Genomic DNA, 20,256 nt, shown 5'->3' with positions numbered 1-20,256 from the left:
TTCTGAGGTTTGTGTCTCACAAACCTCATTTTCATTTCTCCGCAGTTGGCGTGTCCTCACGCCAACTTTTTTCACCGACGTTTTATCGGATGCATATGTTGCCGTGGGGACACGGCAACTGGGGAGAGAAAATAAATTATTAGATCTACCCTATCCCCGCCACTTCGCTCAGCATCCTCACAGCTTCATCAACGCTATCAATCCCCTCAATACCCAAACGAAGTGTGTTTTTAACTTCTTTTAAATTAGTGCGCCTTGGATTATTCTTCACAAAATCGAGCACATTGCGGAAAGCCTCGGTTTCGAAGTAGCTTGATTGTTGATTGGTGATAAAATAACCTCTCAACACGTTTTTCTTAAGCGAGATCTTTTCAAAACCGATTGCTTTGCCCAGCCATTGCAGGCGTAAGGTGTTGAGCAAACCATCAACCTGTGCCGGCACCGGGCCGAAACGATCATGCAGTTTTTGCTGAAATGCCTGTAACTCTACCTCGTTTTCCAATTTAGAAAGCTCGGTATACAGGTTATACCGCTCGGAAAGATTGGTTACGTATTCATCGGGAATAAGGATTTCCAGGTCCGTATCAATTTGGGTAAAAGAGATATACGGACGGGGTTTATCCTCAGGGAATACACCTTTAAACTCATCTTCCTTAAGTTCCTGTATGGCTTCGTCGAGGATCTTGTGGTACATTTCAAAGCCTATTTCGGCAATGAAACCACTCTGCTCGGCGCCAAGCAGGTTACCGCTGCCGCGGATGTCGAGATCGCGCATAGCTACGTTAAAACCGCTGCCCAGGTCGCTGAACTCCTCAATAGCGCTCAGGCGTTTTCGGGCTTCGCTGGTGAGTGTTGACAACGGCGGACTTAACAAATAACAATATGCCTTTTTATTACTCCTGCCCACGCGGCCACGCATCTGGTGCAGATCGCTCAGGCCAAACATGTGGGCGTAGTTGATGATGATGGTATTGGCGTTAGGAATGTCCAACCCGGCCTCAATAATGGTTGTAGCCACTAATACATCATACTCGTGGTTCACAAATTTGAGCATCACGTCTTCCAGGTCGTCGCCTTCCAGTTGCCCATGGGCAATGCCAATACGGGCTTTAGGTACCAGCTTGCGGATCATACCGCCCAGTTGGGGCAGGTCGGCTACACGGTTGTGGATAAAGAAGATCTGCCCGCCGCGGTCAATTTCAAATTCAACGGCCTCTTTAATGAGCTTATCGTTAAACACGTGCAGTTCGGTAACAACCGGCTGGCGGTTTGGCGGTGGTGTTGATATGATAGAAAGGTCACGTGCGCCCATCAATGAAAAATGGAGCGTACGCGGGATAGGAGTGGCTGTTAAGGTAAGCGTATCTACATTGGCACGCATCTGCTTAAGCTTCTCTTTGGTTGATACACCAAATTTTTGCTCTTCGTCAATGATCATCAGCCCAAGATCTTTAAACTTCACATCCTTGCTCACTAAGCGGTGGGTGCCGATGATGATATCAACCTTGCCTTCCTTTAGTTTCTCAAGCGTGTCCTTGATCTGCCTGGTTGATTTAAAGCGGTTAACATAATCAATATTGGCAGGGAAGCCCTTAAGCCTGTCTGTGAAGGTTTTATAATGCTGAGCTGCTAAAATGGTAGTTGGTACCAGTATGGCTACCTGCTTGCTATCCGCAACGGCCTTAAATGCCGCGCGAACGGCCACTTCGGTTTTGCCAAACCCCACATCACCGCAAATGAGGCGGTCCATAGGGTGGGGCGATTCCATATCCCTTTTGAAGTCTGCCGTGGCTTTTTCCTGGTCGGGCGTATCCTCATACAAAAAAGATGCTTCCAGCTCGGTTTGCAGGTAACTATCGGGCGAAAAGGCATTGCCGTGCTGAGCTTTACGGACCGCATATAGCTTGATCAGATCGCGGGCTATGTCCTTAACTTTTTTTTTTGTTGTTTTCTTTAGGCGTTCCCAGGTATCGGTACCCAGCTTATTCATTTTGGGAACTGAGCCTTCTTTACCGCTGAATTTGGAGATGCGGTTAAGCGAGTTGATGTTCACATACAGCAGGTCGTTATCGGCATAAATAAGCCTGATCATTTCCTGTTGTTTGCCATTTACGTCAACCTTTTCCAGGCCGGCATATTTGCCTATGCCATGGTCAATATGGGTAACATAGTCGCCGGGCTTAAGGTCACGCAGTTCTTTAAGGGTAATGGCCTGAGAGCGCTGGTAGCCCTTACGGGTTTTGTATTTGTAGTAGCGGTCAAATATCTGGTGATCGGTGTAGCAGGCTATTTTTTGTTCCTGGTCAATAAAGCCCTCGCGTACGGAGATGCTTATCGGTGTAAATTTTACCGTTTTATCCAGATCATCCAAAATAGCGTATAACCGCTCCACCTGTTTTGCCGAATCGGTAAAGATGAAATTCTCGATCTTTTCGGCTTCGTTGTTTTTAAAGTTGTGGATAAGCAGCGTAAAATCTTTATTGAACGATGGCTGCGGGCGCATATCAAAATTGATAGCGGTAGCATCATGGTAAAAAAACTGCTTGCCAAATTCTACTACCGGGAAATCATGCAGCTGATCGCCGATCAGTTTTTCGTCGGTAAAGCCAAATTTAGGATCTATCCAATCGGGGTTTTGCGCTTTTTCGTCGGCGGAGAGTGCTTTCCACAGGTTTACCGCTTTTTTATAGCCGGTTTGGATGATATCCAGCGTAAACTGAACATCCTTGATCCATACCTGTGTGCCGGGTTCAACATATTCAAGCAGGGAAATGTTGTTTTCCGTTAAAAATTTAGATTGCACATTGGGTACAATGGTGATGCTTTTAACATGCTCGACAGAGAGCTGGCTCTCGATTTCAAATGTGCGGATAGACTCGATAAAGTCTCCGAAAAACTCCACCCGGTAAGGGAGCATATGCGAAAACGAAAAAATATCAACAATACCACCACGAATTGAAAATTGTCCCGGCTCATAAACGAAGTCAACGCGCTCAAAATCATATTCTATCAAAAACTCGTTGATAAAATCAATGCTGAGTTTATTGCCAACTGCTATTTCGAGGGTGTTTTTTTCGAGCGACGAACGGTCAATTACCTTTTCGGCCAGGGCCTCGGGATAGGTAACAATCAGCTGCCCATATTCGGTACTGTGGTTAAGCTCGTTTAAAACTTCGGCACGGGCAAGCACATTGCTGCTATCGGGCTGGGTAAATTCAAACGGTTTACGGTATGATGAAGGGAATAGCAGGGCTTCTTTACCGGTAAGGTTTTCCAGGTCGGCCTGGAAATAGCCTGCTTCTTCGCGATCGGGCAATACAAACACCATGTGCTTATGCTGCAAAAAATACAATGCTACCGCCATGGCCGAATCACTTGATCCCACCAAACCACGTAGCTGTACCCTTGGATTTTTTGACGCGTTAAGCGCGGTAGCCAACGCTTTGATCCGGTCATCAGCCTTGTATCTGTCTAATATATCGCGGATGTTCAAATTGCGGCAAAGATAAACAAAAAAGGAAAACCCAATTAAAAAAGCATATGGCTAAAATTAATGCAAACAATATAGCAGCTAATTTACTTTTAAATGATAAATTTATGCATGTAAACAGGCATAAGCAGACTTATAAACTCAACTTAAATTTATAAACATGAAGAATGCAGTTTTATTCGGGGGAATCATCGGCGTACTAAGTTTACTATGGGTTTTTGCCATGCCAAAATTCGGTGTTATGCCGCAAAAAGACGTAGTATCCCCAGCCGAATACTTTTCATTTATTATACCGGCCGTCGGTCTTTTTTTCGGTATCATGAGTTATCGAAAAGATGAATGTAAAGGCCAGATGGGGTTTTTGGAGGCCCTTTTTCAAAGCTTTAAAATATTAATTGTAGGCGGCATCATAGCCGTTTTCGGTTCAATACTTTATATCAGCTACATATCATCGTCTGGCGATAATATAAAGGATTTTTCTGAGCGGATTTTTGGCGCATTGATAGTTGGGGTACTGCTCGCCTTCGCGGTATCATTATTATTCACTAACAAATCAAACAAACTTGATTAGGCGTTATTTTTCAAAATATTTTGAACTATTGTTCTGGACAGCTGCGATGCTTTCGTTAGCAATGACCTCGCCAACCGAGGCATCGCATTTTACCCTGTGCCCGCTTAAACTAATGGGCATAGGCTGGTGCCCTGGCTGTGGTTTAGGGCACAGTATTGTTTATCTTTTTCACGGCGACATCAGCAATTCGTTCCGTGCCCACTGGCTTGGCATCCCCGCCGTAGCCGTGATCTTTAACCGGATTTATGTGCTTACCAAGGCAAGATTGATGGAGCGAAGCCAGTTTAAGGGAGTTGTGTGATTTTCCTAAATCTTCTATAATTTCTCTAATATCGTCATTGCGAGGTACGAAGCAATCGCGAACTTTACAGGGAGACCTGCATAGCCGATCTGTATTTAGGGGATTGCTTCGTGCCTCGCAATGACGGGCGTACAAAAAAAGGGTTCTCCTTTTCACCGCCAAAACCCATCATTTCACCGATAACTTATCTCCGCTAACCTATCTCCCGTAGGCGTTTTAGCGTCATGGCTGTACCTTTATATCATAAAACAATCGCAAACTTTAAAACTTACTGAGATGAACACTTATCAAAATCCATATATGTCTTTCGACGGTATCACTCCCGAAGAATATACATTTCTGCAACAGGCTACCGCCTCATTAACAGAAAATCAGGCACGTACTTTTATGTCATTTTATGCCAGCAAAAGACGCAACCCTCAAGACATCATGTTTGCTACGCTGGCCGGTTTTCTTGGTGTATCAGGTGTGCAGCGTTTCATGACCGATCAGATTGGTATGGGTATCCTGTATTTTTTCACAGCAGGTTTCTGTTTTATCGGCACCATTGTCGACCTGATCAACTACAAAACAATCGCCAACGACTATAACAGGCAAATGGCTTATGAAAGTTTCAATATCGCTAAAATGAGCAACTAAATCCCTTTAAGGGTTAGTTTCACTATATATCAATAAAAAATCCACCTTCTGTTACGAGGTGGATTTTTTTATGGTAAAAGAGTCAAAAAAACATGTCATTGCAAGGAGGAACGACGAAGCAATCGCATACTATGCAGGGCGGCTATGCTTCCGTGCGGTTGCCACGCTTCGTAGCGCGCAATGACATGGCTGAGTTGCCTTACTTCATAGATTTATCTCTTATCGCTTTAAATTCCGAACCGTTTTTCCATCCGGGGAAGGCTGTTTCGTTACTCAGCTTAGTGCCAACCTCATAAAGAATGTTAGCTATTTGTGCCATGCCCGTGGCATCCATGGTATCGGTATAATTATCGGCTTGTTGGTGATAGCGGTTGTCGCCATAATCTTTTTGTTTGGCCTCACCGTAATTGCCGTCATGGATCACGCTGATGCTGCCATTGTTGATATCAAGGGCCGGGATGCCAACCTTGGCAAAATTAAAATGGTCTGACCGGTAGTAGCTGCCCGAGCCGGGATGCCTGTCGCCAACGGTGCTAAGGCCTTGTGCTTTAACTATTTCATCAACGTAGTCTTCCAGTTCGTTTTGGCCTTTGCCTGTTACAGCAATGTCTTTAGTTTCACCATAATCGCCAAGGGCGTCCATATTCAGATCGGCAACGGTTTTGTTAACCGGGTAAATAGGATGGGTAGCATAATATTCAGAACCCAGTAAACCCTGTTCTTCGGCGGTAACGGCTAAAAATACAATAGAGCGCTTTGGTTTTTCTTTAGCCTTGCTGAATGCTTTAGCTACGCTTATGATAGCAGCAACACCGTCAGCATTATCAACGGCTCCGTTATAGATACTATCGCCTTTAGCGTCGGGCTTGCCAATACCAAGGTGGTCCCAATGAGCTGTGTATAATACGTATTCGCCGGCCTGTGAACTGCCTTTGAGCGTACCGATAACATTGTGAGATGTTGAATATTTTAATTGATTATTGATGGTTAAATTAACCGATTGTTTAAGCGGGATGGCCTTAAAGTCCTTTTTGCGGGCCAGTGCGCGGAAATCGCCGGTTATGCCAGCTTCGGCTAACAGCTTTTTGCCCATATCTTCGGTGATCCAGCCCTCAACTTTACACCGGTTTATATGCTTATCTTTTTGCTGCAGATACAGTTTGGCGCCGGTATTGCTGTTGGCCACAACTTCCCATCCATAACTGGCTGGTTCTTTTTGATGGATGATCAATACCCCTGCAGCACCCTGGCGGGCAGCTTCCTCGTATTTATAAGTCCATCGGCCATAGTAAGTCATGGTATCGCCTTTAAAAAAGGTTGGATCGCCATTTTTAAACCCGGGATCATTTACCAGCACAACAACTGTTTTGCCCTTCACATCAAGACCGGCATAATCATTCCAGTGGTATTCGGGAGCAACAACCCCATATCCCGCAAAAATCAGCGGCGAGTTTTTAAGTGTCACCGAATCTACCTCACGGCGGCTGAATGTAACGAAGTCGGTATTGGCATGGAGGCTGATCGGTGTTTTACCGCCAGAAATCTCCATTACCGGAGAGGGCGTACTGGTGATCTGCACCATAGGCACATCCTGAAAATAGCTGCCGTTATTGCCCGGCTCAAGCCCGGCCTGTTTAAATTGTTCCGAAATATATTTGATAGCCTTGTCTTCGCCGGCAGTGAAGGGCTTACGGCCCATCATCGAATCATTAGCCAAAGCCGAAATGTATTTCTTTATTTCGGCAGCGGTAACAGCCTTTTCGGCGGGTACACTTTTATTATTCTGGCAGCCTGCAAAAATAGCAAGGCCACCAATAAACATTAAGTATCGGTATTTGATTTTCATATTGATAGAAATTTTGCGAAAGAACCGAATTTACACAAATCCCCGGCAATTATCCAATCGGCGATGCAAGGAAGAAATTTTTGACGCAAATTTTTCCGAATTAACCGAATTACATGGATTTTCTTTCTGCGTCACGATTTGTGAAATTCGAACTAATTGTATTAGGTAGCCATTATAATTCGTGTATACTCATTGCTTCAATTCCGGTTTGCTGAGCTTGATCAATTGCCATGCTACTTCTGCACTTGATAGCGCGACCAAGGCAAAAATAGCCGCCGAAAGTGCTTTTGGTGTAGAACTCAAAGCGCCCCCAAGCGCAACACAGTAAACAATAAATGGCAGCAACAAAACAAAACATAGCCCGGTAACACTAAGCGGAATGCGAAATGGGCGTTCTTTCATTGGTTCTTTGATCCGGAGTTTTACAAGGGCAATATACTCTAATGAAAGTCCGGCACCGTAAACGGTTACATCAATAATGAGCAGATCGGCAAAGGTCCACAGTACCATAAAGCTTACCACGATAGAGCATATAATGATGGAAACAAATGGTGTTTTGAAACGGGGATGCAGCCTGTTAACACCTTTAGGGAGCAGGTTGTCTTCAGCCATTACCTGCGGCACGCGCGATACCGATAGCAATACGGCTGTATAGATCCCCAGCGTGCTGGCCATGCCTCCCGCTGCAACAACAATACCCAGCCAGTGCCCGCCAATCAACACTCCTAACGCGGGGAAGCCGTTTTCGGTTAAGGTATCATGATTAATGCCCGATTGTTGGGCAACCCAAATGGCAAAAAAGTACACCACCATAACCAGGGCAAAAGCCGTAAAAATAGAAACAAGGTAGGAGCGGACAGGTTTTTCAACCTCTTCGGCATAAGTTGTTACGTTATCCCAGCCCAGGCAGTTCCACATTACCGTATACAAGGCCATGCCAAACGATGGAAAGGTGATCCCTTTTAATGATGTTGCGGGGATATGCATTGGCCCACTGTGATGATAAATGCCCAATGCTATCAATAATACAATAGGAGCAAGTACTGCGGCACTCAAAAATACCGAAACCCTGCCCACTGGCATAATGCCTAAAATATTTAACCCCGCCGATGCCCAGATGATCACCAAACAAACCGGGATTTGAAAATTTAACAATTCGGGGAAAAAGAATCCGGCATATTGCACAAACAGCACGGGGTAAATGGCAAGATCGACAAAGGTGTAAAGCCAGGTCCACCAGCCTTCAATAAAGCCCCAATGTGTACCAAGCGCGTATTTCACCCATCTGTAATAGCCGCCGGTTATGGGCATCATGCTGTTAAGCTCAAGTACTGTAAAAATGGCCGGTACATCCCACATTAACGGCGTTATAAGTAAGATGATCAATGAGCCATGATCACCGGCATAACTCAATAGCGGTTCGAGGCCATAGGGGCCGCCGGATACGGTAAAGAAAATAACAGCTACAAGCTGTATGGGGCGTATTTTTTTTAATGAGGCTGCAGAGGGCATAAGCTATAAAAATATAATTTATGCGTTAATATTTTAATTTTTTGTTGAGGAGGCGAGATGTGGTATTAAACAAGAAAGGCCCGCTTTGCAGCCGGCCTCTTCTATAAAAAAAACAATTCTTACAAGCTCAGCCACTTTTTCCTTACAGCCAATTGCTGCGCAGTCGGGCCGTCAATGGTTACAATATTGTATTTAACACGGTTGCTTTTTAACAGAGTAACTGGTAAGGTCATTGCTTGTCCGTCGCGGGTTACGGTTACCTCGATTTTATCACCCGGGTTTTTGCCGTTGATCATGGCAGCTGCATCTGTAACCGGTGCGCCGTCAATAGCGGTGATCTCGTCGTTTACGTTAATGCCATCAATATAAGCTGATGTGCCGCGCTGTACCCCGGTTACTATTACTTTTTTGCCTGCGGTTGTTACCGTAGTAACACCTAAAGCAGCATCATTTTTATCAGCCAGCTCATCAACCACTTTATAACCGGCATAGCCTAAGTATTTATTATAATCTACAGGGGTTAAGCCATTGATATATTTAGCATAAAAATCATCCAGTTTTTTGCCCGCGAATTTTTCAAAGGCGGCTTTAAATTCAGCATCGGTATAACCGCGTTTCTTAATTTTATAGTACTGGGTGTACATGTATTTCATTGCATCATCTAAGGAGTATTTGCCTTTGCTGTCGTTGATGATCTCCAAATCGAGCATCATTCCAATAATAGCTCCTTTGTTGTAGTATGATATGGTGGTATTGTTTGAATTTTCATTAGGGCGGTAAGCCTTGATCCAGGCGTCGAAACTTGATTCGGCTACGGTTTGAACGTCTTTGCCTGGCAGGTTTTCAAGTATGTTAAATTCGCCTTCCAAAACATCAAAGTAATTTTCGACCGGGAACAACTGCGTGCGCCTAACAATAATACCCTGGTAATACTCAGTAAAGCCCTCTGCTATCCATAGGTTGGTGGTGTAGTTTTCATTGTCATAATCAAACGGACCTAATACAATGGGGCGCAGGCGTTTTACATTCCACAAATGAAAATGTTCGTGTGCCACGAGGCCTAAAAAGCTTTGGTAACCTTTGTCATTAGCATAATTATCACGTGATGCGCCTAAAACTGTTGAGCTCAGGTGCTCAAGGCCACCGCCGTTACGCTGGCGGTTGTGTACAATGAATACATAGTGTTTATTGGGGTTTTCGCCAAAAACAGCCGTTTCCTGATCCACAATTTTATGTACATCGGCTGTTAATTTTTCCTTATCATAGTTACCGCCGCCGTACATGCAAATTTCATAATGAACCCCTGATGCATCAAAACCAAAAACATCCTGGTTTCCCACTTCAATAGGCGAATCAAACAGGATATCAAAATTTGGCGACAGGCGGGTAAAAGGATCGTTATTTACCATCTCTAAACTGGTTGAAACCTTATCCCAGTTTTTGTAAGGTTTGATATGGATAATAGCCGGCGAATGCAGCATGCTTGCCGGGTAAATGAAAATACCGCTGGTTGACAGAAAGCCATGTGATGCATCAATAAAGCTGGTACGTACAGAAAGTTCAAATGCATAAACCCTGTATTTTACCGTTACCGACGAAATTCCTTTTGTAACAATTTGCCAGGTGTTTTTATTGACCTTGGGTGCTGCAATGGGTTTGCCATTGGTTTCGGCGTTTAACGATTCGATGTTTTTAGCAAACTCGCGTACCAGGTATGAGCCGGGTGTCCATACCGGCATTTTAAGTTCAAGCGTGTTTTGCTGAAGGCCGGTGATATGCATTTCAATATCAGCATAATGGGCCTGGGCTTCAGGAAACGAAACATTGTAGATGATCTGAGCGTTGGCGGCCGCCTTGCTGATGGTAGTACTCATAATTAAAAGCGTTAGAAAAAATAACGTGCGTAGGTTGGTCAGTTTCATGGCCGCAATTTAAAAAAATTATATAATCAGTTATGTATGTGGTGTTATGGTGCCCAAAACAGGGTTGTAAAATGGTTGATACATGCAACTATTGTTAATATTATGCTGTTAGTTTTACATCGATTTTAAATCAATGGAACTGATTGAACCTATTTCGCGCAAGCTGATCCGCTTAGGTAAATTGTATCTGGATGTACTGGTGAAACATACCACTCACCTGGATGTTACCAGGTACCATTACATACTTTCGCTCATTTATTTTCACGACGGTCAGCTTACACAGAACGCGCTGGCGCAAATACTGGGCAAGGATAAATCGGCCATGGTGAGCATCATTAACCTGCTTACCGAAAAGGGTTTTGTTTACCGCGAAAATAACCCGAACGACAGGAGGCAGCAATTACTCAGGGTTACCGATAAAGCAAAACAGGCGGTACCCCAGATCGTCGAAACGTTTGAAAATATTAATTCAGATACCACCGAAGGCATATCTGATGCCGATATGCAGGTGTTTGAAAGCGTACTTGCCCGAATGCACAACAATTTAAACCCATTAATATCACCCGAAACAACCCTACAAGCTAAATCACACACGGATTAAACAAAGTATGAAAACGAAATATATTATTTACACGGCACTGGCCCTGCTGGTTGCCTATTTAATTTACAACAAATTTTTTAGCGAGGGCGCAAAGAAATCGGCCGCGGCCATGGCTTCGGGTAAGGGCGACAAGAAAAAAGGAGGCGGCCCGGTAGGAGTTAACGTTATGATAGTTAAAGACACCGCCGTAAATAACATCATTGATATAACCGGCACTATTGATGCCAATGAAAAGGTAAGCCTGATAAGCCAAACCGCAGGTAATATTACCGGCATATATTTTAACGAAGGCACTAAAGTAACAAAAGGTCAGTTGCTGGTTAAAGTTTATAACCAGGATCTGGAAGCATCGTTACAGCAAAACCAATACCAGGTGGCATTGGCTAAACAGCAGGAAAGCCGCAACCGCCAGTTACTTCAAAAAGAAGCCATAAGCCAGGAAGAATACGATACGTCATTAACATCGCTAAACTCGTTAAAGGCGGCGGCAGATGTGATCAAAGCACAGATAAGCCGCACCGAGATCCGTGCACCTTTTTCGGGCACTATCGGTTTAAGGAATGTGAGCCCCGGCAGTTACCTGTCACCATCATCGCCAATTGCCAATTTGGTTAATATCGATCCGGCAAAAGTAACATTTGCAGTGCCTGAAAGATACCTTTCCATACTTGGCCCGGGCAGCAAGATCAGGTTCAAAACCGAAAGTTCGATGGAGAACTTTGTGGGTACTGTGTATGCTATCGATCCATCAATTGATGCCAGCTCACGTACTATTACTGTGCGTGCCAAAGCACCAAACCCCAAAGGGATCCTTACTGCAGGTAGTTTTGCCAAAATCAATTTAACACTTGATCAAATCCCCAAAACCATTTTGCTGCCAACAGAAGCGGTTATTCCGGATTTAAAAAGCAGCCTGGTTTGGATTTACCATAATGGCATTGCGGTATCAAAACCAGTAAAGACAGATTTGCGCACAGATACTAAGATCCAGGTTATAGAAGGCTTAAATCCCGGCGATAGCGTGGTGGTATCCGGCCTGATACAAATGCGACCAAAAGTGCCTTTGAAAATTTTAAAAGTTATTAAATAAACCATTATGAGTTTATCCTCAGTAAGTATTAAACGGCCGGTATTGGCAACAGTAATGTCTGTGGTTATTGTTGTATTTGGCATTATCGGCTATAAGTTTTTAGGGGTGAGGGATTTTCCCTCGGTAGACCCTCCAATTATTTCGGTATCCACCAGTTATTCTGGTGCCAATGCCGATGTAATTGAATCGCAGATAACGGAGCCGCTTGAAAAATCAATCAACGGTGTACCTGGTATCCGTAACATATCGTCAACAAGTTCGGTTGGTCAAAGTAACATCACGGTTGAGTTTGACCTTGATGCCGATCTGGAAACTGCCGCTAACGACGTGCGCGACAAAGTGGGGCAGGCCCAGCGCCAGTTGCCGCAGGATATTAATGCCCCGCCGGTAGTAACCAAGGCCGATGCCAGCGCCGACCAGATCATCACCCTCACCGTAAGCAGTAATACGCGTAACATAAACCAACTGGATGATTATGCGGAAAATGTGTTATTGGAGGGATTGCAAACCATCCCCGGGGTGAGTACCATCAACGTGCAGGGACAGCGTCAGTACGCTATGCGCCTTTGGATCGACCCCAACAAGCTTTCGGCCCTTGGTGTTACAGCTACCGATATTGGTGCGGCATTAGCTAAAGAGAACGTGGAGCTGCCCGCAGGTAAAATTGAAGGTAATAATACCGAAGTTACCATCAGGGCCCTGGGTAAACTGGCAACCGAAAAAGATTTTAATAACCTCATTATCCGTGCAGATAGCAGCCGGGTGATCAGGCTGAGCGATATAGGTTATGCTGTGCTGGGTTCGGCAAACGAAGAAACCATATTTAAAGAATCGGGCGTGCCGATGGTTGGTTTGGCCCTGGTGCCGCAACCGGGTGCTAACTATGTACAGATTGCCAAGGATTTTTACACCCGTTTGGAGCAGATCAAAAAAGATCTTCCTCCCGATATTTCGGTAAAAGTAGCCTTAGATAATACAAAGTTCATTAACCAATCGATATCTGAAGTACAGGAAACGTTGATTGTGGCTTTTGTGCTTGTGGTAATTATCATTTACCTTTTCTTCCGCGATTGGCTGATCGCTTTCCGTCCGCTGATAGACATCCCGGTATCATTGATCGGTGCATTCTTTATCATGTACATTTTTGGATTTTCTATCAATATATTAACCCTTTTGGGGATAGTACTGGCAACGGGCCTGGTCGTGGATGATGGTATTGTGGTAACGGAAAATATCTACAAAAAAGTTGAGGCCGGTATGGCAATCCGCAAGGCGGCTTTTGAGGGTTCGGCCGAAATCTTTTTCGCGGTAGTATCCACATCTGTTACGCTGGCGGCGGTGTTTTTACCGATTGTGTTTTTACAGGGCTTTACAGGCCGTTTATTCCGTGAGTTTGCGGTGGTGGTGGCCGGGGCGGTGTTGATATCTGCATTCGTATCCCTGTCGTTAACCCCGATGCTTAACGTAAAGCTGATCCGCAAAAACCAAAAGAAATCAAAGTTCTATGAAAGAACAGAGCCTTTCTTTGTAAATATGATCAACTCGTATTCCGAGTCGCTTGTTAAGTTTATGAAGCGTAAGTGGATATCATTTGCTATCCTGGCCGCGTCGATCATTATCATCGGTGTCCTGGTTCGGGTTATCCCGTCAGAGCTTGCCCCGCTTGATGACCGTAGCCTGCTTCGTTATAGTGTTACCGGGTCGGAAGGTGCAACCTACGAATACATGACCAAGTACATGGACAAGGTATCTAACCTGGTTGAGGATTCAATTCCGGAATCAAACGTTAACCTTGAAATCGTTTCGCCATCGTTTGGTGGTGGCGGCGCTTCAAATACCGGTTTCGGCAGGGTAGGCCTTGTTGCTCCCGACGAACGGAAGCGGACACAGCAGGAGCTTGCAGACTGGCTTAACGCCAAGCTGAGAAAAATGCCCGATGCCCGTGCTATTGTGGTACAGGAACAAACCATAAGCGGTGGCGGTTCGGGGTCAAAAACATCGTTACCGGTGCAATACGTAATACAGAACCAGGATTTTGAAAAGATCCGCAAGGTGCTGCCAACGTTTTTTGCCGAGGTATCAAAGAGTCCGGTTTTCCAGGGAACGGATGTTAACCTGAAATTTACCAAGCCCGAGCTGCGCGTGGTTACCGACCGTGAGCGTGCCCGCGATTTAGGTGTTTCGGTTGATGATATTGCCCAAACATTGCAACTGTACTATAGTGCGGGCCGTTTGGATTATTTCCTGATAAACGGCAAGCAGTACCAGGTAATAGCACAGGTTGACCGCGCTCATCGTGATCAGCCGCTTGACTTGAAATCTATATATGTACGAAGCACAAAAGGTACCCTGGTACAACTGGATAACGTGGTTAAAACAACCGAGGGTGCTACGCCTCCGGCTATTTATCACTTTAACCGTTACAAGTCGGCCACTCTTTCTGCCGGCCTTGCTCCGGGCTATACCGTTGGCGATGGTATCAAGGAAATGGACAGGATCTCCAAAAGTCTGCTTGACGACACCTTCAGCACTGCGCTGAGCGGGCCGTCACGTGACTATGCAGAGGGGTCATCAAATATCCTTTTTGCTTTTGGCTTTGCATTGTTGCTGATTTACCTGGTACTGGCTGCCCAGTTTGAAAGCTTTATGGACCCGTTTATCGTGATGCTTACCGTGCCGCTGGCTATTTCCGGTGCATTTTTATCACTGTGGCTGTTTAACCAAACCCTCAATATTTTCAGTGAGATCGGTATTATCACCCTTGTAGGGCTGGTAACCAAGAACGGTATTTTGATTGTAGAGTTTGCCAATCAGCGTATGGAACAGGGCGTGGCCAAATATGAGGCGGTTGTTGAAGCTGCAACAGCCCGCTTGCGCCCGATATTGATGACAAGCTTAGCCGTAGTGCTGGGTGCCGTGCCTATCGCATTTGCATTGGGGGCCGGCGCAAAAAGCCGTGTATCATTAGGGATTGTTATTATGGGCGGGATGCTTTTTTCATTGGTGCTAACGCTTTACATTATTCCGATGATGTACCTGTTACTGGCCGCCAAAAGCCGTAAAGATCACGACCATGATCCTGAAGATATGGCTGCCGAAGCTGAAATGGCCGAAGCCGCACGTCATCCGCATCACCTTGAACCTAAACTGATCGAAAACCTGTAATTTAATATGATGATCAAGAAAATAGCTTGTCTGGTAATTTCTTTCGCAATGGTATCGGCCATTGCGAAAGCCCAGCAGCCTGAGCAGCCACTACTTACGCTGAAAGATGCGGTAGAAATTGCGCTGAAGAATAACTATAATATTAAGTTGTCGCAAAACAACTCAACCATAGCATCAAATAATGTTACGCTTGGCAATGCGGGGATCTTACCCTCACTTACCGGCGACTTTACTGATAACAACAGCCGTCAAACCACCAAGCAAACCCGTAATGATGGTACTATCAACAATATCCGTAATGCCAAAAACTCCAACAATAATTACGGTGTAAACCTTAACTGGACAATTTTTGACGGCTTTGCCATGTTTGCCAATTATGATCAGCTAAAGCAAACAGATAAACTGGGAATATTGCAGCTACAGGATACTGTACAAAGAACGGTAGCCAGTGTTATTGATACTTATTATAGCCTGATTAGCCAAAACGAGCAGATTAAAGCATTGAAGGGTGCTATAGATATTTCGCGTACGCAATTGCGCATCGCTAACGATAAATTTGCTGTGGGCCGTGCCTCAAGACTGGAAGTGTTGAATGCCCAGGTTAACCTCAATACGGATACAGGTAATCTTGTAATTCAATACCAGCAATTCCGGACAACCAAAATACAGCTAAACCAAATGCTCATCCGCGATCTGCAAACTGATTTTTCTGTTGCTGATACCATTATTGTTGATGAGAAACTGGCGCTGGCCGATGTGCTTAACAATGCGCAATTACAAAACCCGGCTATCCTTTCGGCACAAATAAACCAGCGTTTGGCCGAAATTAACCTTAAACAGGTACGTGCTACAAGGTATCCGCAGGTGGGGGTAACATCGGGCTATACGTTTAGTAACAGCAAAACCCCGGCGGGCTTCACCCTGTCGCAAAACGTGCATGGGTTTAATTATGGCCTTACTGCAAGCATCAACATTTTCAATGGCTTTAACCAAAACCGGCGCGAAAAGAATGCTAAGATCCAGATTGACAATGCCAGCATCAATGCCAAGCAAACCAAGCTAAATATTGAAAGCCAGATCAGCAGCCTTTTTGTGGTTTACCTGTCGGGACTTGATTTGGTAAAGCTGGAAGAATCAAATGTTAACCTCAATAAAAAAAACCTGGATATTACGCTTGATAAATATAAGTTAGGGAATATTACCCCGCTTGAGGTAAGGGAAGCACAACGCAATTATCTTGATGCCCAATCAAAGTTTTTTGCTGCACAATATCAAAGCAAACAGGCCGAGATCATGTTAAAACAGATAACCAACAGCATTAACATCCAATAAAAAATATTTTAATAATAGGTTTAAAAACTTATTTTTGAAACATGACTACCCCTTTTAAAACCTGCCTGCTTATTGATGATAACTACATTGATAACTTTATAACGCGGAGAGTTTTAGAGAGTAGTAATTTTGCAGAAAAGATCATTGTGCGCCAATCGCCGATGGAGGCTATTGAATCATTACGAGATGGGTCGGTGAATCCCGACGTTATCTTTTTGGATATCAGGATGCCAATGATGAGCGGCTTTGAGTTTCTGCACGAATATGATGGGTTGGAAATTGCTAAAAAAGGAATTAAAATATATATGTTATCATCATCACTTGATCCCACAGATATGAAGCAATCAAGCGATAATAAACATATTACCCAGTTTATTCATAAGCCACTTACTGTTAAAGCGCTCGAGGAAATTTGTCAATGATATTAGTTGCAGATAGCGGCTCATCAAAAACCGACTGGCTGCTGACCGTTTCAGACCAGGAAACCCGCTCGTTCCTTACTGCCGGGTTAAACCCGTATTTTTTAACCGAAAAGGAGATAGCCCGTATTGTACAGGAGCAGGCCCCTGAAATGGTGGCGCTTGCCGCCGAAATATCCGAGATCTATTTTTTTGGAGCGGGGTGCAGCAGTCCCGACAGGCATGAGATTGTTTCAAATGCCCTGAGCACTCATTTTAGTAAGGCTTATATCAGTGTTGACAGCGACCTGCTTGGCTGTGCTTATGCTACCTGTGGACAGGAAAAGGGAATTTGTTGTGTAATGGGAACGGGCAGCAATATCTCTTTTTTCGACGGCGAAGATATTTACGACGGGCAGCATGGCCTTGGTTTTGTTTTAGGCGATGAAGGATCGGGCACCTGGTTTGGCAAAAAGCTGATTATCGATTTTTTATACGGTAATATGCCATATGAAATTAGCCAAAAATTTGATAAAGCTTACCATCTTAACAAGGAGATAGTAATCAAAAACGTTTATCAAAAACCTAATGCTAATACCTACCTGGCATCATTCAGCAAGTTTGTTAGCGAAATAAAAACTACCGAATATGGCCACTCTATGCTGGTTGAGGGCCTGGTTGAATTTATTGAAAGCAATATTAAATCGTACCCCGAATATCATAAATATAAATGCCACTTTGTTGGCTCTATAGCTTATTCATTTGCCGACGAGCTGACATCCTTATGCCATTTGCATGGTGTAAAAACCGGCAAGATCATCAAACATCCCATAAACGACCTGATGGCCTTTATCCTGAAAAGGAACGAAATGGCAACAGAAGAGTAAGGAGTTTACAATAAGGAAACCAATTATCATTTCGACGAACAAGCAAGAGCTGCGCCGGGCCTGAGGAGAAATTATACTCAATTGCCTAATCAGGTTATTCAGCCATAACGTATGGCGTATAATATCTCTTTCGCCCGGCCCTTTATCTTAGCCGTTAACTTAAGGGAGTAAGTTGGCGCAAACCTTTTAAAATCCCCTCTCGAGAGTTTAAGTTAACCCACAAAATCAGCCAACCTGAAATTTCAATAGGAGGCACCTATGGAGCCAAAAAATCTACTCTTTTAGGGCTATAAACACGTGGCCCCGCTGGTTTTATAATATAATCAGGTACTAATTAATGCTTAAGGACAGATGCACCGGAGGTGCAAAAGGTTTGTAGGATAAAAAGTATAGAAATACCCTTTGAACCAGAGGATCAAAACAAACACCTTGCTGATTAAACGACAAAACAATTTTGTGGGTTAACTTAAACTCAAGGGGGGCGTGTAGGAACGTGTTGTAGCAGGGGTGTGCTATACAAGCGATAAGCCGCACGTAGAATAACACATCCCTCCACCCCTCTCAAGAGAAGGGTTATTGCATTCTAATTCAATGAGCTTAAAAATCGCACGGTCGAGCGTCCACGCTCGAGTGTTGGCTTTTTTTGAGCGTCCACGCTCGCGTAACAATATCAAAAAGGTAAGCGTGGACGCTTACCTGAGTAATAATTCAAGTGAAAGACGCTTGAACTTGCGACTATATATTAGAATGCAACAGCCCTGCTCTCAAGAGTGGAATCGCACAATCCCACGCTTTTGAGGAGCTTTTTCTTTAAGTTAACGGCAATGGACCCATAAGCTCTCCCGGAATTATCCCTTTTGTTTATGGAGGTTTTAATATGACCAGTTATATCTCTTTTGTCATCCCAGGATAATAAAAATCAATTTAGGAACGGTTGTTCCGAAATTGATTTTACATTTGTGGAACGATTATTCCAAAATTGAAATTAATCTTCCAGAAAATGAAAAAATTAGAGAACAAAGTTGCAGTTGTAACAGGAGCATCAAAAGGTATCGGCGCAGGCATAGCTAAAAGTCTCGCTTCAGAAGGTGCAGCAGTAGTAGTAAATTATGCATCAGACAAAACAGGTGCTGATAAAGTGGTAGCTGAAATTACTGCTAACGGCGGTAAAGCTATTGCGGTACAAGGCAGCGTAGCAGTAAAAGCCGATGTCGACCGCCTTTTTGCAGAAACCAACGCAGCTTTTGGCGGTGTTGATGTTTTAGTAAACAACGCAGGTGTATATCAATTTACACCAATTGAAGCGGTTACCGAAGATGAATTTCACCGCCAGTTTAATACCAACGTGCTTGGTTTATTACTTGCATCACAGGCGGCAGTTAACAGCTTTGGCGATAAAGGAGGCAGTATAATAAATGTTAGCTCAACTGTTACACGTATCACTCCGCCGCAAAGCGCTATTTATACAGGAACTAAGGGCGCGGTTGATTCTATTACACAGGTATTATCAAAAGAGCTTGGCCCTAAAAAAATACGTGTTAATGCTATCAACCCGGGTATGGTTGAAACCGAAGGTACACACACTGCCGGGTTTATTGGTAGCGATTTCCAGGTGGAGATAGAAAAAACCACACCGCTTGGCCGTATTGGTCAGCCGGATGATATTGCGCCAATTGCAGTGTTCCTTGCTTCTGATGATTCACGTTGGTTAACCGGCGAAATTATCATTGCCAGCGGCGGCGTAAGATAAGAAAGCCACAGAAGGGGGCACCTGCCGATGGGCACTTTTAGAAGTTGAAGGGCATGATGCTTTAGGTGCCTCTTATAGTTCATCGAGCTATAAGGGACATACATTATTAACAATTAACTAAAAATGAATAGCTTTGCCCGAAACGGGTAAAGCTTTTCTGTTATGGCACGAAGTAAAGATTTTGATGAAGCCGAGGTATTGAGCAAGGCCGTTTGTATTTTTTGGCATAAAGGCTACAACGGTACATCAATGCAGGATCTGGTGGAAGGTTTAGGTATAAGCCGGTCAAGCCTGTACGATACCTTTGGCGATAAACACGCTTTGTATATTAAGGCCCTGGACAGTTATCAAAAAGCCGGGGACGACCAGATGTGCAGCATCATAAAAGATGAAGCATCGGCTAAAGAAGCAATAAAAAAGCTTTTAGAGCTTACCACAAGCGCGTTATTAGAAGATGAACAGCGCAAGGGCTGCTTCATGGTAAACGCCGAAATTGAGCTTGCAGCACACGACACTGAAGTGAAGGAGATGGTATGCCGTAACGAGCAGCAGTTTGAAAAAGCCATTTATCTTGCCGTTAAAAAAGGGCAGGACAGCGGCGAGATCCATAAAACCCAGGATGCCCTTGCACTTGCCCGCTTCATTATTAACGCGGTACGTGGCATGCAGGTATCGGCCAAGGCAACAGCCGACAAGGCTTTTTTTGATGATATTATAAAAACTACCCTGTCGGTGCTTGATTAAGTCTTTTA

The 20,256-nt window shown here is 44.3% G+C and carries 15 protein-coding genes; 11 read left to right on the top strand and 4 right to left on the bottom strand.

Features of this window, described 5'->3' with window-relative positions:
• Positions 1-145: 145 nt before the first annotated feature.
• Positions 146-3,493, bottom strand: a complete 3,348-nt coding sequence (mfd, locus tag MTO98_RS33540) for a transcription-repair coupling factor (RefSeq protein WP_243484085.1) — start codon at positions 3,491-3,493, stop codon at positions 146-148.
• Between the two features lie 157 nt (positions 3,494-3,650).
• On the opposite strand from mfd, the gene MTO98_RS33535 reads away from it, so the two are divergent.
• The 3 genes from MTO98_RS33535 (at position 3,651) to MTO98_RS33525 (ending at position 5,001) form a co-directional block, all read left to right on the top strand.
• A complete protein-coding gene (locus tag MTO98_RS33535; protein ID WP_243484083.1) occupies positions 3,651-4,061 on the top strand; it encodes a DUF4199 domain-containing protein in 411 nt (136 codons plus the stop codon).
• Positions 4,054-4,362, top strand: coding sequence for a DUF2752 domain-containing protein (locus tag MTO98_RS33530; RefSeq protein WP_243484081.1), 309 nt, complete (start codon positions 4,054-4,056; stop codon positions 4,360-4,362). The genes MTO98_RS33535 and MTO98_RS33530 overlap by 8 nt, the downstream gene beginning before the upstream one ends.
• Positions 4,363-4,638: 276 nt before the next feature.
• Positions 4,639-5,001 (top strand): TM2 domain-containing protein, encoded by a 363-nt coding sequence (locus MTO98_RS33525; protein WP_022830459.1) that lies wholly within the window; start codon positions 4,639-4,641, stop codon positions 4,999-5,001.
• A 199-nt stretch (positions 5,002-5,200) separates the two neighbouring features.
• On the opposite strand, the gene MTO98_RS33520 is transcribed toward MTO98_RS33525, so the two are convergent.
• The 3 genes from MTO98_RS33520 to MTO98_RS33510 form a co-directional block, all read right to left on the bottom strand.
• Entirely contained in the window at positions 5,201-6,847 is a 1,647-nt protein-coding gene (locus tag MTO98_RS33520; RefSeq protein ID WP_243484079.1) for a M28 family metallopeptidase, read from the bottom strand.
• A 189-nt stretch (positions 6,848-7,036) separates the two neighbouring features.
• On the bottom strand, positions 7,037-8,359 hold the full coding sequence (locus tag MTO98_RS33515) for an APC family permease (protein WP_243484077.1): 1,323 nt from the start codon (positions 8,357-8,359) through the stop codon (positions 7,037-7,039).
• Positions 8,360-8,478: 119 nt separating this feature from the next.
• The gene (locus MTO98_RS33510) at positions 8,479-10,233 is read right to left on the bottom strand and encodes a M61 family metallopeptidase (protein ID WP_243484075.1); all 1,755 of its coding nucleotides are present in this window, start codon (positions 10,231-10,233) and stop codon (positions 8,479-8,481) included.
• A gap of 181 nt (positions 10,234-10,414) precedes the next feature.
• Between MTO98_RS33510 and MTO98_RS33505 the strand changes: the two genes are divergently transcribed.
• The 8 genes from MTO98_RS33505 (at position 10,415) to MTO98_RS33470 (ending at position 20,248) form a co-directional block, all read left to right on the top strand.
• A complete protein-coding gene (locus tag MTO98_RS33505) occupies positions 10,415-10,882 on the top strand; it encodes a MarR family winged helix-turn-helix transcriptional regulator (protein ID WP_243484073.1) in 468 nt (155 codons plus the stop codon).
• Between the two features lie 7 nt (positions 10,883-10,889).
• On the top strand, positions 10,890-11,972 hold the full coding sequence (locus MTO98_RS33500) for an efflux RND transporter periplasmic adaptor subunit (protein ID WP_243484071.1): 1,083 nt from the start codon (positions 10,890-10,892) through the stop codon (positions 11,970-11,972).
• Positions 11,973-11,978: 6 nt separating this feature from the next.
• Positions 11,979-15,137 carry an efflux RND transporter permease subunit gene (locus MTO98_RS33495; RefSeq protein ID WP_243484069.1) on the top strand — a complete coding sequence of 1,053 codons (3,159 nt, stop codon included), beginning with the start codon at positions 11,979-11,981 and terminating at the stop codon, positions 15,135-15,137.
• Positions 15,138-15,143: 6 nt separating this feature from the next.
• Positions 15,144-16,469: a TolC family protein gene (locus MTO98_RS33490; RefSeq protein ID WP_243484067.1), complete on the top strand. Its 1,326-nt coding sequence runs from the start codon at positions 15,144-15,146 to the stop codon at positions 16,467-16,469.
• A gap of 41 nt (positions 16,470-16,510) precedes the next feature.
• Entirely contained in the window at positions 16,511-16,891 is a 381-nt protein-coding gene (locus MTO98_RS33485) for a response regulator (protein ID WP_243484065.1), read from the top strand.
• Positions 16,888-17,754: an N-acetylglucosamine kinase gene (locus tag MTO98_RS33480; protein WP_243484062.1), complete on the top strand. Its 867-nt coding sequence runs from the start codon at positions 16,888-16,890 to the stop codon at positions 17,752-17,754. The genes MTO98_RS33485 and MTO98_RS33480 overlap by 4 nt, the downstream gene beginning before the upstream one ends.
• Before the next feature lie 1,000 nt (positions 17,755-18,754).
• Positions 18,755-19,504: a glucose 1-dehydrogenase gene (locus MTO98_RS33475; protein WP_243484060.1), complete on the top strand. Its 750-nt coding sequence runs from the start codon at positions 18,755-18,757 to the stop codon at positions 19,502-19,504.
• A gap of 162 nt (positions 19,505-19,666) precedes the next feature.
• Positions 19,667-20,248: a TetR/AcrR family transcriptional regulator gene (locus MTO98_RS33470; protein ID WP_243484059.1), complete on the top strand. Its 582-nt coding sequence runs from the start codon at positions 19,667-19,669 to the stop codon at positions 20,246-20,248.
• Positions 20,249-20,256: the final 8 nt, after the last annotated feature.

Origin of the sequence: Mucilaginibacter sp. SMC90 (assembly GCF_022811725.1) — a bacterium.
GTDB lineage: Bacteria > Bacteroidota > Bacteroidia > Sphingobacteriales > Sphingobacteriaceae > Mucilaginibacter.
This window is presented reverse-complemented; position numbering and strand designations above follow the sequence as displayed.

What these genes read in the sequence shown, in the direction of transcription:
- MTO98_RS33535 (WP_243484083.1), top strand. Translation starts at nt 3,651, where the DNA reads ATGAAGAATGCAGTTTTATTCGGGGGAATCATCGGCGTACTAAGTTTA.
- MTO98_RS33525 (WP_022830459.1), top strand. Translation starts at nt 4,639, where the DNA reads ATGAACACTTATCAAAATCCATATATGTCTTTCGACGGTATCACTCCC.
- MTO98_RS33520 (WP_243484079.1), bottom strand. Translation starts at nt 6,847, where the DNA reads ATGAAAATCAAATACCGATACTTAATGTTTATTGGTGGCCTTGCTATT.
- MTO98_RS33515 (WP_243484077.1), bottom strand. Translation starts at nt 8,359, where the DNA reads ATGCCCTCTGCAGCCTCATTAAAAAAAATACGCCCCATACAGCTTGTA.
- MTO98_RS33510 (WP_243484075.1), bottom strand. Translation starts at nt 10,233, where the DNA reads ATGAGTACTACCATCAGCAAGGCGGCCGCCAACGCTCAGATCATCTAC.
- MTO98_RS33505 (WP_243484073.1), top strand. Translation starts at nt 10,415, where the DNA reads ATGGAACTGATTGAACCTATTTCGCGCAAGCTGATCCGCTTAGGTAAA.
- MTO98_RS33500 (WP_243484071.1), top strand. Translation starts at nt 10,890, where the DNA reads ATGAAAACGAAATATATTATTTACACGGCACTGGCCCTGCTGGTTGCC.
- MTO98_RS33495 (WP_243484069.1), top strand. Translation starts at nt 11,979, where the DNA reads ATGAGTTTATCCTCAGTAAGTATTAAACGGCCGGTATTGGCAACAGTA.
- MTO98_RS33490 (WP_243484067.1), top strand. Translation starts at nt 15,144, where the DNA reads ATGATGATCAAGAAAATAGCTTGTCTGGTAATTTCTTTCGCAATGGTA.
- MTO98_RS33485 (WP_243484065.1), top strand. Translation starts at nt 16,511, where the DNA reads ATGACTACCCCTTTTAAAACCTGCCTGCTTATTGATGATAACTACATT.
- MTO98_RS33480 (WP_243484062.1), top strand. Translation starts at nt 16,888, where the DNA reads ATGATATTAGTTGCAGATAGCGGCTCATCAAAAACCGACTGGCTGCTG.
- MTO98_RS33475 (WP_243484060.1), top strand. Translation starts at nt 18,755, where the DNA reads ATGAAAAAATTAGAGAACAAAGTTGCAGTTGTAACAGGAGCATCAAAA.
- MTO98_RS33470 (WP_243484059.1), top strand. Translation starts at nt 19,667, where the DNA reads ATGGCACGAAGTAAAGATTTTGATGAAGCCGAGGTATTGAGCAAGGCC.